Below are 13,752 nucleotides of genomic sequence, written 5' to 3'. Positions count from 1 at the left end.
TTGATGGCCGGTCCGTCCCGGACCGGCGCGCTGCGCGGAGGCTGTAGCGTGACGTGGCGGAGAACCTTGAGGCCCCTGAGGACCACCGCGAACGCGACGCGGACAGAAACGACGGCGAGGACTGATGGCACCCGAACCCGAGGGAAGCGGCGGCGGAGTGTCGGACGCCCCGGAATCATGGGGTATGGGCGGATTGGTCGGCGATGGCCGCTACCGGCTGACGCACCGCCTCGGCCGCGGCGGCATGGCGGAAGTGTTCGCCGCCGAGGACGTACGGCTCGGCCGTACCGTGGCGGTGAAGCTGCTCCGCTCCGATCTTGCGGAGGACCCCACCTCCAAGGCGCGGTTCACGCGTGAGGCACAGTCGGTCGCCGGCCTGAACCACCACGCCGTGGTCGCCGTGTACGACTCCGGCGAGGACCAGGTCGGCGGAAGCGTCGTCCCCTACATCGTGATGGAGCTCGTCGAGGGCCGTACGATCCGCGAGCTGCTCCAGAACGCGGAGGCCCCCGGCCCCGAGCAGGCGCTGATCATCGTCTCCGGCGTGCTCGAAGCGCTTGCGTACAGCCACCAGCACGGCATCGTGCACCGCGACATCAAGCCCGCGAACGTGATCATCACGCACAGCGGCGCGGTCAAGGTCATGGACTTCGGCATCGCCCGCGCCCTGCACGGCGTGCAGTCGACGATGACGCAGACCGGCATGGTCATGGGCACGCCCCAGTACCTCTCCCCGGAGCAGGCGCTGGGCAAGGCCGTCGACCACCGCAGCGACCTGTACGCGACGGGCTGCCTGCTCTACGAGCTGCTCGCGCTGCGGCCCCCCTTCACCGGCGAGACCCCCCTCTCGGTGGTCTACCAGCACGTCCAGGACATCCCCGTGCCGCCGTCCGAGATCTCGGACGTGGCACCGCCCGAGCTGGACGGGCTCGTCATGCGTTCCCTCGCGAAGGACCCGGACGACCGGTTCCAGAGCGCGGAGGAGATGCGCGGGCTCATCCAGTACGGCCTGTCGATGCTCCAGGAGCAGGGCAGCCACACCGGCACCTGGAACACCGGCCCCGTCGAGATGCACGAGGGCGGCCACACCCCCGCCGGGGGCGCCTACGCGACGACCGCGATGGGCCACCCGAACCACGGCGACACCTCGCAGATGCAGGTGGGCGGCGCGATACTCCCGCCGATGAACCCGCACGACGGGGCGTACGACGGCGGGCACGGCGGCGGCGGGAGCGGCCGCGGCAAGATGTGGATCTTCGCGGTGCTCGCGGTCATCGCGATCGCGGCGGGTGTCGCCTTCGCGATGAACCGGACGGACGACAACGGCGGCGGCACGGAGCAGAAGGACAAGAACCCGTCGGTCTCCTCCACCCCGACCAAGTCGGACGAGAAGACGACGAAGCCCTCGGACGACGCGTCCTCGCCCGACGACACCGACCCGGGCGCCTCCACCGGCGGTCAGCAGCCGGGCCGGACCCCGTCCAACAAGTACCCGAAGTACCCCCCGAGCAGTACGCCGTCGCGCATGCCCAGCAGCACGCCGTCGGCGACGGGCACCGCCCCGGGCACGACGACGGACGGTGGCACGGACACCGGCGGTACCGACACGGGTGGCACGGACACGGGTGGTACGGACACGGGTGGTACGGACACGGGTGGTACGGGCACCGGCGGCACGGACACGGGCGGTACGGGCACCGGTGGCACCGACGCCGGCGGCACCGACGCCGGCGGTACGGACGCCGGTGGTACGGACGCGGGCGGCACGGACGCGGGCGGCACGGACATCGGCGGTACGGACGCGGCCGGCGGAGCCGCCACCCCCTGATCCGGGCCCCTCATCCGGCGAACGCCTCGCGCACCGCCTCGTACTCCCTCGTCCACCACACCGCCAGGGCCGACACCGCAGGAAACTGCGGGTCGGCCCTTCGGTCGTTCAGCTGGTAGCGCCAGCGCAGTATCCAGAAGTCGTTGAGCCGCTCCCACCACACCCGGTGCACCGCGGCGGCCAGCTCGTCCGCACCGGCCCCGGCCGCCCGCCGGTACGCCGCCGCGTACGCCCGTACCTTCGCCAGCTCCAGCTCCCCGTCCGGCCGCACGAAGAAGATCGCCGCGGCCCGTACCGCCTCCTCCGCGCGCGGCTGCACCGCGAGGCGGTCCCAGTCGACGATCGCGGCGGGCTCGGCGCCCCGGTAGAGCAGGTTCAGCGGATGGAAGTCGCCGTGCACCCATCCGGTGGCGGGCTCGGCGACCGGCGGGGGCCGTCGGTGGGCGTGCCGCTCCAGGAGGACCCGCCGCTCCAGGAGGCGGTGTTCCGCCAGTACGTCGAAGGCGTCGCGGGGCCGCCGCCCGCGCGCGAGCGTCAGCAGCTCGTCGATCAGGGCGAAGGTGTCGGCGGGGTCGGCGCAGTCGGCGCAGCCGTGCGTACGCCGTGCGGTCTCCTCCATCACCCGGTCGAGGCAGGTGTGCACGAGCCCCAGGAGCGCTCCGAGCCGCCGGGACTCCGCCGTCGTGAGCTGGGCGCCGTCCCGGTGCCGGCCGTCGATCCACGGGTGCAGGGCGTAGCAGCGGCCGCCGATCACCGTGACCGTGCCGCCGTGGGTGTCCTCGACGGGCGGGGCGACGGGGACGCCGAACGCCTGGAGGTGGCGGGTGGCGCGGTGCTGGCGTCTGATCGTGTCGCGGTCGCCGTCCAGGTGGTGCTTGAGGAAGTAGTCGCCGCGGGTGGTCACGAGGCGGTAGCCGTGGTTGAGCAGGCCCTGGGCCACGGGCTCGCAGGAGAGCGGCTCGCCCGGGTCGCGGTAGTGGCGCAGCAGGGGGCCGACGGGCGGCGAAGGTGCGGGTACAGATGAGCGTGACACCCGCCAGATGTTAGATCACAGAGCGTACTCGTCATGTCGCTCGGGGGTGCGGTCCAGGGTGTGCACGGTGGTGAACTGCGGTTCGATGCGCATGTGGACGGGATCGAAGGGCTCGCCGTTGACGTAGTGGGGGCCGCGGCCGAAGAGCTCCAGCTCGTCGGTGGTCGGCTCGAACAGCTCGGCGGTGCCGGTGAGCTGGACGGACCACAGGGTGGCGTCGCCGGCGCCGGGGCCGGAGCTGAAGTTGTCCGCGCCGTACGCGACCACGCTGCCGTGGCAGGCCTGGTGGTGGTTGAAGCCCGCGTGCATGCGCAGCAGCACGCATCCGCGCACGACGATGTGACGTGCGACGGCGAGGAAGGGCAGGGCCCGCATGCTCGTGACGACTCGGCCGTAGGGGACGCGGCGGAGGAGCTCGACGGCGCGTGGATCCTCGGCGGGCTGGGCGGGCTCGGTGGACATGCCCTTCACTGTCGGCCACCGGCAGGGGCCCGTAAAAGGGACGGAAGTCCCGAATCGAACCCGGATGCCGGGCCCTGGAAGCCGGAAGCCGGGTCCCGGAACTTGGGGCCCGGAAAGCGGGGGTCGGCTAGCGCTTCTCCTCCGCCTGCTTGCGCGCCACATACGCGGCGGCCTGCGAGCGGCGCTCCATGCCCAGCTTGGAGAGCAGGCTGGAGACGTAGTTCTTGATGGTCTTCTCCGCGAGGTGCAGCCGCTCGCCGATGACCCGGTTGGTCAGGCCCTCGCCGATCAGGTCGAGGATCCTGCGTTCCTGCTCGGTGAGGCGCGCGAGCCGGCTGTCGTCCTTGGTGGCGCTGCCCGAACGCAGCCGCTCCAGGACGCGGGCGGTCGCCACCGGGTCCAGCAGCGACTTGCCCGCCGCCACGTCGCGCACGGCCGCCAGCAGCTCGTTGCCGCGGATCGCCTTGAGCACGTATCCGGAGGCACCGGCCATGATCGCGTCGAAAAGTGCCTCGTCGTCGGAGAACGAGGTGAGCATCAGGCATTTGATGTCCTCGTTCTGCGAGCGGACTTCGCGGCAGACCTCCACGCCGCTTCCGTCGGGCAGCCGTACGTCGAGAACCGCCACGTCGGGACGGGTCGCAACGATCCTGACCAGGGACTCTGCGGCTGTGCCGGCCTCACCGACCACCTCGATGTCGTCCTCGACGGTGAGCAGTTCGTGGACGCCGCGCCGGACCACCTCGTGGTCGTCGACTAGAAATACGGTGATTTTTCCATCTTCGCGCACGCCGTCATCCTCACACACGAACTCTTCCCGTGTCGTAGGTCGCCGGGATAACGTGCCGTTGTTCCGGCGGACTGCAAGGCTCTGACCAGTGGTTGTTCCCGAATTCTGCGATTTACTTGGATATCCAAGCAAAATCGCAGGTCAAGTGGGGTTTCGCAGTTATGCGGCCCACTGGGTAACGTGCCTGTGGCAGGCGTTTCGCCGGGGCACCTGTCACACCTGTTCCCGGCCGAGTCGCACCCACCCCGTGCACGAGGACGCGAGCAGGTGAGCCGCACTGGTCACCGGCAGACCCCGGGGGCCGGACAGACGGAGGAGCACGCACGTGACCGTGGAGAGCACTGCCGCGCGTAAGCCGCGACGCAGCAGCACCAAGCGCGTCAGCGCCAAGAAACCCCAGCGATCCGAGCCGGAGCTCGTACAGCTGCTCACCCCCGGGGGCGAGCGCGTCGAGCACCCGGACTACGCGATCGACCTCACCCCGGACGAACTGCTCGGCCTGTACCGGGACATGGTCCTGACCCGCCGCTTCGACGCCGAGGCCACCGCGCTCCAGCGCCAGGGCGAGCTGGGCCTGTGGGCCTCGCTGCTCGGCCAGGAGGCCGCCCAGATCGGCTCGGCCCGCGCGCTGCGTGACGACGACTACGTCTTTCCGACGTACCGCGAGCACGGCGTCGCCTGGTGCCGAGGTGTCGATCCGACGAACCTGCTGGGAATGTTCCGTGGCGTGAACCACGGTGGCTGGGATCCCAGCACCAACAATTTCCATCTGTACACGATCGTCATCGGCTCGCAGACGCTGCACGCGACCGGTTACGCGATGGGTGTCGCCAAGGACGGCGCGGACTCCGCGGTCATCGCGTACTTCGGCGACGGCGCGTCCAGCCAGGGCGACGTCGCCGAATCGTTCACCTTCTCGGCGGTCTACAACGCCCCGGTCGTCTTCTTCTGCCAGAACAACCAGTGGGCGATCTCCGAGCCCACCGAGCGCCAGACCCGCGTCCCGCTCTACCAGCGCGCGCAGGGCTTCGGCTTCCCGGGCGTGAGGGTCGACGGCAACGACGTCCTCGCCTGCCTGGCCGTGACCCGCGACGCGCTGGAGCGCGCGCGGCGGGGCGAGGGGCCGACGCTGGTCGAGGCGTTCACGTACCGCATGGGCGCGCACACCACCTCCGACGACCCGACGAAGTACCGGGCCGACGAGGAGCGCGAGGCGTGGGAGGCGAAGGACCCGATCCTGCGCCTGCGCACGTACCTGGAGAAGGAGGGCCTCGCCGGCGCGGCCTTCTTCGAGGCGCTGGAGACCGAGAGCGAGAGCCTCGGCAAGCGGGTCCGCGAGGCGGTGCGCGCCATGCCCGACCCGGACCAGCTGGCGATCTTCGAGAACGTCTACGCGGACGGCCACGCCCTCGTGGACGAGGAGCGCGCGCAGTTCGCCGCCTACCAGGCGTCCTTCGCGGCCGAGTCAGGGGAGGGCAAGTAAGCATGTCCGTTCAGTCTGTCCAGTCCGTCCAGAAACTCCCCCTCGCGAAGGCGATCAACGAGTCGCTGCGCAAGGCCCTCGAAACCGACCCCAAGGTCCTGATCATGGGCGAGGACGTCGGGAAGCTCGGCGGCGTCTTCCGGGTCACCGACGGGCTCCAGAAGGACTTCGGCGAGGAGCGGGTCATCGACACCCCGCTCGCCGAGTCCGGCATCGTCGGCACGGCGATCGGCCTCGCGCTGCGCGGCTACCGCCCGGTCGTGGAGATCCAGTTCGACGGGTTCGTCTTCCCGGCGTACGACCAGATCGTCACGCAGCTCGCGAAGATGCACGCGCGCTCGCTCGGCACGATCAAGATGCCGGTCGTCATCCGCATCCCGTACGGCGGCGGCATCGGCGCGGTCGAGCACCACAGCGAGTCCCCGGAAGCGCTGTTCGCGCACGTCGCCGGTCTGAAGGTGGTCTCGCCGTCCAACTCGTCGGACGCGTACTGGATGATGCAGCAGGCCATCCAGAGCGACGACCCGGTGATCTTCTTCGAGCCGAAGCGGCGCTACTGGGACAAGAGCGAGGTCGACGTCGAGGCCATTCCCGGCCCGCTCCACACGGCGCGCGTCGTGCGTGAGGGCACCGACCTGACGCTCGCGGCGTACGGCCCGATGGTGAAGGTCTGCGTGGAGGCGGCAGCGGCGGCGGCCGAGGAGGGCCAGTCCCTCGAAGTCATCGACCTGCGGTCGATGTCCCCGATCGACTTCGACACGGTCCAGACGTCGGTCGAGAAGACCGGCCGCCTGGTCGTGGTCCACGAGGCCCCGGTCTTCTACGGCTCGGGCGCGGAGATCGCCGCCCGCATGACGGAGCGGTGCTTCTACCACCTGGAGGCGCCGGTGCTGAGGGTGGGCGGCTTCCACTCGCCGTACCCGCCGGCGCGCCTGGAGGAGGAGTACTTGCCGGGACTCGACCGGGTACTCGACGCCGTCGACCGCTCGCTTGCGTACTGAGGAGAGCCGTGACGATGACTGAGACTTCCCAGACTCCCCGTACCTCCCAGCGCTTCCGCGAGTTCAAGATGCCCGACGTGGGCGAGGGACTCACCGAGGCCGAGATCCTCAAGTGGTACGTCCGGCCGGGCGACCCGGTCACCGACGGCCAGGTGGTGTGCGAGGTCGAGACGGCGAAGGCCGCCGTGGAACTCCCCATCCCGTACGACGGCGTGGTGCACGAGCTGCGCTTCGACGAGGGCGTGACGGTCGATGTCGGCCAGGTGATCATCACGGTGGACGTGGCGCCGGGGTCGGACACGCCCGCCGCCGCTCCGGCCCCGGTGGCGGAGCCCGTGCCCGAGGCGGACCGGCCCGAGGAGACCAAGCCCGCGGCCCGCCAGCCGGTGCTCGTCGGCTACGGCGTGTCCGAGGCCTCCACGAAGCGCCGCCCGCGCAGGGGCGTGGCGGCCCCGGCGGAGACGGCGGCGGCCGCCGCCGTCCAGGCGGAGCTCAACGGGCACGGTTCCGGCGCCACGGCGGCGCCGGAGTCCCGCCCGCTGGCCAAGCCCCCGGTCCGCAAGCTCGCCAAGGACCTGGGCATCGACCTGGCCACGGTCACGCCGACCGGCCCCGACGGGATCGTCACCCGCGAGGACGTCCGCGCGGCGGTCCCGGCTCCGGTACGACCGGAGCAGGAGCAGGCGGCACAGCGGGCGGAGCCCGAGCCGGTGTCCGCGCCGGAGACGGCTGCGGCTCCGGGGCCGGCCACCGCCGGCGCCCGGGAGACCCGTACCCCCATCAAGGGCGTACGGAAGGCCATCGCCTCGGCCATGGTGAACAGCGCGTTCACCGCGCCGCACGTCACGGAGTTCATCACCTTCGACATCACGCGCACGATGAAGCTCGTCGAGGAGCTGAAGTCCGACAAGGACATGGCGGGCCTGCGGGTCAACCCGCTCCTCCTGATCGCCAAGGCGTTCCTGGTCGCGATCAAGCGCAATCCGGACGTCAACGCGGCCTGGGACGAGGCGAACCAGGAGATCGTGCGCAAGGAGTACGTGAACCTGGGCATCGCGGCGGCCACCCCGCGCGGCCTGATCGTCCCGAACATCAAGGACGCCCAGGCGAAGACCCTGCCCGAACTCGCCTCCGCGCTCGGCGAGCTGGTCTCCACGGCCCGCGAGGGCAAGACGCCCCCGGCGGCGATGCAGGGCGGCACGGTGACCATCACCAACGTCGGCGTCTTCGGTGTCGACACCGGTACGCCGATCCTCAACCCGGGCGAGTCCGCGATCCTCGCGGTCGGCGCGATCAAGCTCCAGCCGTGGGTCCACAAGGGCAAGGTGAAGCCCCGTCAGGTGACCACCCTCGCCCTCTCCTTCGACCACCGCCTGGTCGACGGCGAGCTGGGATCCCGGGTCCTGGCGGACGTGGCGGCCGTACTGGAGCAGCCGAAGCGCCTGATCACCTGGGCCTAGGCATCCGTTTTCCCCCGGACGCTTCCTTCCGGACGCTTCCTTCCGGACGCTTCCTCCGGGACGTTTTCGCCCGGGCCGGGCCCCGCCGTACGGCGGGGCCCGGCCCGGCTGTTCCCGGGCTCAGCCGACGCAGAACTCGTTGCCCTCGGGGTCCTGGAGGACGACGGCGTAGAACTCCATGTCGGGCCGGTCCAGGACCCGGAACACCGTCGCACCGGCGCCGGTCAGCCGTCTCACCGTGTCGGTGACGCGCCGGGTCCGGACGTCGAGCGGAACACCGCGCCCGCCGCTCACCTTCACGTCGAGGTGCACCCGGTTCTTGACGCTCTTGGCTTCCGGAACCTGCTGGAACCACACCCGTGGCCCCCGCCCCGCCGGGTCGACGATCGACTCGGGACTCTCGCCGGCCCCGTCGGCCAACTCCTCCTCGGCCACGCCCATGTCGGCCCAGTACGCCCGCCACGTGGAGTGCCCGCCCGGCGGGGGCTCCGGCACGTAACCCAGCGCTTCGCACCAGAAGGCCACCAGCCTCCGCGGGTCCGCGCAGTCGACCGTCACTTGCAGCGTTGTCTCCATGGGCCGAGCGTCCCAGACGGGTCTGTCAGCGGCGGGAACTCCCGGCACCCCGGACCGCTGCGCCTGCGCCGGACCGGGCGGACCCGCGGCCGGCGCAGGCGGATCTACGGCCGGCGCAGGCGGACCTACGGCCGGTGCAGGACGTAGACCGGCGGCCCCTCCTCCGTGCCGTCCGCAGGGCGGATGCACGCGTGCTCGCGCATGAGCCTCAGGCACTCGTCGACGCGGGGCACCGGCAGCCCCGTCCGCTCCGCGATGGATTCGAGCGACTGCCGGAGCTCACCGTCCTGGGCCAGTGCGGGGGCGATGGTGACGGCCACGGCCCACACGTCCCCCGTCACCGACATGCGCGCCTTCCAGCCGGCCAGCACCGCCTCGGCGGTGAGGCGCGGGTGCCGGACGGCCGGCGGCGCGGTGCGGTCGGTGAGCAGCACGTCGAGCCGGTCCGCGATCCGCTCCATGGCGGGCGCGGTCGCCTGATGCGCGACAAAGGACGCGTGCTGCGCGGCAAACGACTCGCGTTGTACGGCTGCGAATTCCTCGTCCGACCGGAGGTTCCGTTCCTCGCTCCGGACGATGGCGTCGGCGATCCGCGCCGGCATGGCGTAGGCCGCGGGGGCCGTCGGGTCCGACGGCTGCACTTCGGCTTCGGGGAGGGCGTAGGAGCCGTACCGCTGGGCGGACAGGACCACCTCGGCGACCCATTCCCTGAACGGTGTGCAGGCGGGTTTCGTACAGCCGATGACGAGGAGGACGAGCCCTTGCAGATCAATGAGCTGAAGGTCCCGGCGCCACTCTCTGCCTGCGGGGACGCCGAGACCGTGACTTCTGGTCAGCGTCTCCAGGCGCTCGCGGTGTTCTTCCGGGACGTGATCGAGGAGAGCCTTCCCGGGCCTGGTGTACCCGAGTTTCCTGCAGACGTCGGACGCCGGGAACCAGTGGCTTCCGTCGGGCATCGTCAGCCTCCGGAGCCGTGCCCCGGTCGCGCCGTAGGCGAAGTCGCCGATGTCGATCGCCTCGTGCCGCGGCGGCATGCCGTGTTCGTTCATTCGGACCACCTCCAGGGCGGAACGTAGAACGGCGCGAATCGGATATGCCAGTCGAATCGTGAATGTTCACAAGTGCGGGTGGACGAGGAGCATTTCCCTGCGGATGATCACCAGTGCCCGTATAACGAACGCTGTCGGGTGGTCGCCTTTTGTCCCGGGATGCGGACGCCGGCTTCTGTTGCACCCCTGTTGTATCTATGCTGTGCGCATGCCTGCCGCGCCTTCGATTCCCGCCCGCCCCGCCGCCCCCGGCAAGCAGCCCCCCGCTGCCGAGCGCGTCTACACCCACATCAAGAAGGGTGTGCTCGACCGCCATTACGAGGGCGGCACCCTCCTCACCGAGGGCGATCTCGCCGACGCCGTCGGCGTGTCCAGGACGCCCGTGCGGGAAGCGCTGCTGCGGCTGGAGGTCGAGGGGCTCATCAAGCTGTACCCGAAGAAGGGCGCCCTGGTCCTCGCCGTCTCCGCCCAGGAGATCTCGGACGTCGTCGAGACCCGGCTGCTGGTCGAGGAGTTCGCGGTGCGCCGGGCCGTACCCGCGCCCCCCGCCCTCGTCGCCCGGCTCGAAGAGCTGCTGGAGGAGCAGAAGCAGCGCGCCCTGGAGGGCGACCTCGCCGAAGTCGCCGCCAGCGACCGCTGCTTCCACGCCGAGATCGTCCGCCACGCCGGGAACCAGATCCTCTCCCGCCTCTACGACCAGCTCCGCGACCGTCAACTGCGCATGGGCGTCACCATCATGGAGGCGCACCCCGACCGCGTGGCCAAGAACATCACCGAGCACGCCGAGATGCTCGAAGCCATCAGGGCGGGGGACGTGGAAGGCGCCGCGCAGTGCGTACGCCGCCACGTCGGCCGGGTCAAGGTGCTGGTCCGGGGTGAGGACCGGTGAGGGTTCCCCCGGTTCCACCCGGCCCCGCCGCTCCCGCCTCCTCCCTGCCCGGCGATCCGCCCGGCGGCCGGCGCGCCGCCGCCGTCTGGGGCATCGGCGTCGCCGTCTACTTCGTCGCCGTCATCTTCCGTACGAGCCTGGGGGTCGCGGGGCTCGACGCCGCCGACCGGTTCGACGTCAACGCGTCCGCGCTGTCGACGTTCTCGATCCTCCAGCTCCTCGTGTACGCGGGCATGCAGATACCCGTCGGCCTCATGGTCGACCGCCTCGGGACCAAGAAGGTCCTGACCCTGGGCGTCGTCCTGTTCACCCTCGGGCAGCTCGGCTTCGCCCTCTCCCCCTCGTACGGCACGGCCCTCGCCGCCCGCGCCCTCCTCGGCTGCGGCGACGCGATGACCTTCATCGCCGTCCTGCGGCTCGGCGCCCGCTGGTTCCCGGCCCGCCGCGGGCCGCTCATCGCGCAGGTCGCCGCGCTCTGCGGGATGGCGGGCAACCTCATGTCCACGCTCGTCGTCGCGCGCATGCTGCACGGCGTCGGCTGGACCACCACCTTCGCGGGCAGCTCGCTCGCCGGGGTGCTCGTGCTCGTACTCCTGCTGCTGTTCCTCAAGGACCACCCCGAGGGGCACGAGCCGGCACCCGCCGGGCACGCGGGCGCGGCCTACGTCCGCAAGCAGATCGCCGCCTCGTGGCGCGAGCCCGGGACGCGGCTCGGGATGTGGGTGCACTTCACGACGCAGTTCCCGGCGATGGTGTTCCTGCTGCTGTGGGGGCTGCCGTTCCTCGTCGAGGCGCAGGGGCTCTCGCGCGGGACGGCGGGTGAACTGCTGACGCTCGTCGTGCTGTCCAACATGGCGCTCGGCCTGGTGTACGGGCAGCTCATCGCCCGCCACGGCGCGGCCCGTGCGCCGCTCGCCCTCGGCACTGTCGGGGCGACCGCCCTGCTGTGGGCGGCGACCCTCGCGCACCCGGGCGACCACGCCCCGATGTGGCTGCTGATCACGTTGTGCGCGGTGCTCGGTGCCTGCGGTCCCGCCTCGATGATCGGCTTCGACTTCGCCCGGCCCGCCAACCCGCCGGAGCGCCAGGGCACCGCGTCCGGGATCGTCAACATGGGCGGCTTCGTCGCCTCGATGACGACGCTGCTCGCGGTGGGCGTGCTGCTCGACGCCACCGGGGACAACTACCGGATCGCGTTCGCCTCGGTCTTCGTGCTGGAGGCGGCCGGGGTCGTGCAGATCCTGCGCCTGCGCAAGCGCACGGCCCGCCGGGAGCGGGACCACCTGGTCGCCAGCCGTGTCGAGGCGGTGCACGTCCCGGTCTGAGGGGGCCGGAAGGCGGCCGCTTCACGGCGTGCCGGCGTGACGTTCCTACGGTGTGACGGCCCTACGGGGCGACGGCCTTACGGCGTGACGGCGAAGTTGCGCAGGATCGCGTCCGCCAGCTCCTCGTCGCCCTCGACCTTGACGCGGTCGGCGACCACACCGTGGCGGACCCGGCCGCAGGCCAGGCGCACGTACGTCTCCCAGTCCAGGACGATCGTCGCGAGCGGGCCCAGCGAGGGCGTGCCGTCCACAGTGCCGCGGCCCTCCGCGTTCACGCGGACCGTGCGCATGAACTCGACCGGACCGTGCACGTCGAAGACGACCGCGGAGCCGGCGGGCGCGTCCGCCCCCTTCGCGACGACCTTCGGCAGGCCCTGGACGAGGACGTCGCGGGTGACGAGCGCGCCGGGGGAGTCGAGGTTGCCGGGCCGGCCGAGCGCCGTGCGCAGGTCCTGCTCGTGCACCCAGGTGTCGAAGGCCCGCATCCGCATGGCCAGTTCCAGGGTCTGCTCGGCGCCGAGCGGGGCGCGCACCATGGTGTCGGGGGAGCGCGTCTCGTTGCGGAGCTGACGGGCGCGGCGGATGATCGTGTATTCGAGCTCGGAGGTCATCTCCGGCGCGGTGTGGTGGCGCCGCACGTCGACCTGCATCTCCATGTACCGGGCGAACTCCGACGTCACGTGGTACAGGTCGCGCGGCAGCGAGTGGATCGGCCGGGGGTCGCCGAGCATCTCGCACTCCATGCCGATGACGTGCGAGACGATGTCGCGCACCGACCAGCCGGGGCACGGTGTGCGACGGTTCCACTCGCCCTCGACGAGCGGTGTCACCAGCTCGGATATCGCTTCGATGGAGTGAGTCCATGCTTCGGCGTAGGGCTGGAGGCTGGGATGGACGGTCACGGGACCCCTCGTGCGGTTCAGTGGCGGTGGCGCGGGCTGGTCTGGGCTCTGTGGGAGGCTTGCACGCTAAGTTACGCTGCCCCGTGGCACCCTGGCAGTGCTTTGGTGTGACGATCGTAGGCCCGTGTTGACGGCTCGAATGCCAGGACGGTGGTAGTGTGCGCGCCTCCCTCATCCAGATTGCAGTGGACCCGGACGAATCGGTTAATTCTCGTCGGCTGCGCGCGGCTTCGCTCGTGCGTGAGCAGCGCGAGCGGCACGGCGCGGATCTGGTGGTCCTTCCCGAACTGTGGCCGACCGGGGCCTTCGCGTACGGATCCTTCGTCGCCGAGGCGGAGCTCCTGGAGGGCCCGACGTACCAGGTGATGGCGGAGGCGGCGGCCGGTGCCGGGGTGTGGCTGCACGCCGGATCGATCGTCGAGCGCGACCCAGAGGGGCCCCTCTACAACACCTCGCTGGTCTTCTCCCCCGACGGCGAGCTCGTCCGTGCGTACCGCAAGATCCACCGCTTCGGCTTCGACAAGGGCGAGGCCGTGCTGATGGGCGCGGGCGAGGAGCTCGTGACGGTGCGGGCCGCGGGCCTGACCTTCGGCCTCGGCACCTGTTACGACCTGCGCTTCCCCGAACTCTTCCGCGGCCTCGTCGACGCCGGGGCGCAGGCGTTCGTCGTTCCGGCCGGCTGGCCCGCCCGGCGCCGCGACCACTGGACGCTGCTGGCCCGTGCCCGCGCCGTCGAGAACCAGGCGTACGTCCTGGCCTGCGGCACCGCCGGCACCCACGCGGGGGTGGAGCAGGCGGGGCACAGCATCGTCGTCGACCCGTGGGGCGAGGTGCTGGCGGAGGCGGGACCGGCGGAGGAAGTGCTCACGGTCGACCTGGACCCGGCCGGAGTGGCGAAGACCCGCGACCAGTTCCCGGCCCTGAAGGACCGGCGGCTGCGCTAGGCGCTGGTGA

At 71.2% G+C, this 13,752-nt stretch carries 13 protein-coding genes; 7 read left to right on the top strand and 6 right to left on the bottom strand.

Annotated elements, in window-relative coordinates; genetic code table 11:
• The first annotated feature begins 124 nt into the window (after nucleotides 1-124).
• Nucleotides 125-1,828: a protein kinase domain-containing protein gene (locus BN1555_RS15785; protein WP_093799990.1), complete on the top strand. Its 1,704-nt coding sequence runs from the start codon at nucleotides 125-127 to the stop codon at nucleotides 1,826-1,828.
• A 10-nt stretch (nucleotides 1,829-1,838) separates the two neighbouring features.
• Here BN1555_RS15785 and BN1555_RS15780 read toward each other — a convergent pair whose 3' ends face one another.
• The 3 genes from BN1555_RS15780 to BN1555_RS15770 all read right to left on the bottom strand — a co-directional run bounded on the left by BN1555_RS15780 (nucleotide 1,839) and on the right by BN1555_RS15770 (nucleotide 4,113).
• Nucleotides 1,839-2,861: a phosphotransferase gene (locus tag BN1555_RS15780; RefSeq protein ID WP_093799989.1), complete on the bottom strand. Its 1,023-nt coding sequence runs from the start codon at nucleotides 2,859-2,861 to the stop codon at nucleotides 1,839-1,841.
• A gap of 15 nt (nucleotides 2,862-2,876) precedes the next feature.
• On the bottom strand, nucleotides 2,877-3,323 hold the full coding sequence (locus tag BN1555_RS15775; protein WP_093799988.1) for a pyridoxamine 5'-phosphate oxidase family protein: 447 nt from the start codon (nucleotides 3,321-3,323) through the stop codon (nucleotides 2,877-2,879).
• 127 nt (nucleotides 3,324-3,450) lie between these two features.
• Nucleotides 3,451-4,113, bottom strand: a complete 663-nt coding sequence (locus BN1555_RS15770; protein ID WP_093799987.1) for a response regulator — start codon at nucleotides 4,111-4,113, stop codon at nucleotides 3,451-3,453.
• A 325-nt stretch (nucleotides 4,114-4,438) separates the two neighbouring features.
• On the opposite strand from BN1555_RS15770, the gene pdhA reads away from it, so the two are divergent.
• From pdhA to BN1555_RS15755, 3 genes are read left to right on the top strand one after another with little or no spacing between them, the layout of a single operon-like run.
• Nucleotides 4,439-5,596 (top strand): pyruvate dehydrogenase (acetyl-transferring) E1 component subunit alpha, encoded by a 1,158-nt coding sequence (gene pdhA, locus BN1555_RS15765; RefSeq protein ID WP_093799986.1) that lies wholly within the window; start codon nucleotides 4,439-4,441, stop codon nucleotides 5,594-5,596.
• A 2-nt stretch (nucleotides 5,597-5,598) separates the two neighbouring features.
• Nucleotides 5,599-6,597, top strand: coding sequence for an alpha-ketoacid dehydrogenase subunit beta (locus BN1555_RS15760; RefSeq protein WP_093799985.1), 999 nt, complete (start codon nucleotides 5,599-5,601; stop codon nucleotides 6,595-6,597).
• Nucleotides 6,598-6,611: 14 nt separating this feature from the next.
• Nucleotides 6,612-8,057, top strand: a complete 1,446-nt coding sequence (locus BN1555_RS15755) for a dihydrolipoamide acetyltransferase family protein (protein ID WP_093799984.1) — start codon at nucleotides 6,612-6,614, stop codon at nucleotides 8,055-8,057.
• A gap of 120 nt (nucleotides 8,058-8,177) precedes the next feature.
• Here BN1555_RS15755 and BN1555_RS15750 read toward each other — a convergent pair whose 3' ends face one another.
• Together BN1555_RS15750 and BN1555_RS15745 are read right to left on the bottom strand one after the other, a co-directional pair.
• The gene (locus tag BN1555_RS15750; protein ID WP_093799983.1) at nucleotides 8,178-8,633 is read right to left on the bottom strand and encodes a VOC family protein; all 456 of its coding nucleotides are present in this window, start codon (nucleotides 8,631-8,633) and stop codon (nucleotides 8,178-8,180) included.
• A 125-nt stretch (nucleotides 8,634-8,758) separates the two neighbouring features.
• Entirely contained in the window at nucleotides 8,759-9,682 is a 924-nt protein-coding gene (locus tag BN1555_RS15745; RefSeq protein WP_093799982.1) for a BRO-N domain-containing protein, read from the bottom strand.
• A 208-nt stretch (nucleotides 9,683-9,890) separates the two neighbouring features.
• On the opposite strand from BN1555_RS15745, the gene BN1555_RS15740 reads away from it, so the two are divergent.
• Together BN1555_RS15740 and BN1555_RS15735 are read left to right on the top strand one after the other, a co-directional pair.
• Nucleotides 9,891-10,571 carry a GntR family transcriptional regulator gene (locus BN1555_RS15740; RefSeq protein WP_093803425.1) on the top strand — a complete coding sequence of 227 codons (681 nt, stop codon included), beginning with the start codon at nucleotides 9,891-9,893 and terminating at the stop codon, nucleotides 10,569-10,571.
• A complete protein-coding gene (locus tag BN1555_RS15735) occupies nucleotides 10,568-11,896 on the top strand; it encodes an MFS transporter (protein ID WP_093799981.1) in 1,329 nt (442 codons plus the stop codon). The genes BN1555_RS15740 and BN1555_RS15735 overlap by 4 nt, the downstream gene beginning before the upstream one ends.
• A 77-nt stretch (nucleotides 11,897-11,973) precedes the next feature.
• On the opposite strand, the gene BN1555_RS15730 is transcribed toward BN1555_RS15735, so the two are convergent.
• On the bottom strand, nucleotides 11,974-12,798 hold the full coding sequence (locus BN1555_RS15730) for a maleylpyruvate isomerase family mycothiol-dependent enzyme (protein ID WP_093799980.1): 825 nt from the start codon (nucleotides 12,796-12,798) through the stop codon (nucleotides 11,974-11,976).
• 158 nt (nucleotides 12,799-12,956) lie between these two features.
• Here BN1555_RS15730 and BN1555_RS15725 point away from each other — a divergent pair, with 158 nt between their 5' ends.
• The gene (locus BN1555_RS15725; protein ID WP_093799979.1) at nucleotides 12,957-13,742 is read left to right on the top strand and encodes a carbon-nitrogen family hydrolase; all 786 of its coding nucleotides are present in this window, start codon (nucleotides 12,957-12,959) and stop codon (nucleotides 13,740-13,742) included.
• The last annotated feature ends 10 nt before the right edge of the window (nucleotides 13,743-13,752 follow it).

This window comes from Streptomyces sp. Wb2n-11 (genome assembly GCF_001049855.1).
Classification (GTDB): Bacteria; Actinomycetota; Actinomycetes; order Streptomycetales; family Streptomycetaceae; genus Streptomyces; species Streptomyces altiplanensis.
Note: the sequence above shows the minus strand (reverse complement) of the source record. Positions and strands in the feature narration are given on the sequence as shown.